Consider the following 884-nt stretch of genomic DNA (forward strand, 5'->3'; position numbering starts at 1 on the left):
GGTCAGGGATCTGCGGGTGCGGTTCGACACCGAGGACGGTGTGGTGCGGGCCGTGGACGGTGTGTCGTTCGCGGTGGAGCGGGGTCGCACGTTGGGGATCGTGGGGGAGTCCGGTTCCGGTAAGAGCGTCACCTCGCTGGCGATCCTGGGTTTGCACAACGCGAAGCGGACGGCCATTTCGGGGGAGATCTCGGTGGGTGGGCGTCAGCTGGTGGGGTTGGGTGAGGAGGAGGTGCGGCGGCTGCGGGGCCGGGACATGGCGATGGTCTTTCAGGATCCGTTGTCGGCGTTGCATCCGTACTACTCGGTGGGCAGGCAGATCGCTGAGGCGTATCGGGTGCATCATCCGAAGGCCGGCAGACGCGAGGCCCGCAGCCGGGCGGTGGACATGTTGGGCCGGGTCGGTATCCCGCAGCCCGCGAAGCGGTTCGACCAGTACCCGCACGAGTTCTCGGGTGGGATGCGGCAGCGGGCGATGATCGCGATGGCGTTGGTGAACGATCCGGATCTGCTGATCGCCGACGAGCCGACCACGGCGTTGGATGTGACGGTGCAGGCGCAGATCCTGGACCTCCTGGCGGATCTGCAGGAGGAGTTCCGGTCGGCGATCGTGTTGATCACCCACGATCTGGGTGTGGTCAGCCAGGTGGCTGATGACGTGTTGGTGATGTATGCGGGTCGGGCGGTGGAGCACGGGAGTGTGGAGCGGGTGTTGCGGGCGCCGCAGCATCCGTACACGTGGGGGTTGTTGTCGAGTGTGCCGTCGTTGCACGGTGACGCCGATGCGGACCTGTTGCCGATCCCGGGTAACCCGCCGTCGTTGATCAATCTGCCGTCGGGGTGTGCGTTTCATCCGCGGTGCCGGTGGGCCGACGTGAACGGCG

At 66.7% G+C, this 884-nt stretch carries 1 protein-coding gene; it reads left to right on the forward strand.

The features are described 5' to 3' along the window. Nucleotides 1-884, forward strand: an 884-nt coding sequence (locus OC439_RS30150) for an ABC transporter ATP-binding protein (RefSeq protein ID WP_262016381.1), incomplete at both ends; no start/stop codon positions are given.

Source organism: Micromonospora sp. Mcm103 (assembly GCF_024519755.1).
GTDB classification, from domain to species: domain Bacteria; phylum Actinomycetota; class Actinomycetes; order Mycobacteriales; family Micromonosporaceae; genus Micromonospora; species Micromonospora aurantiaca.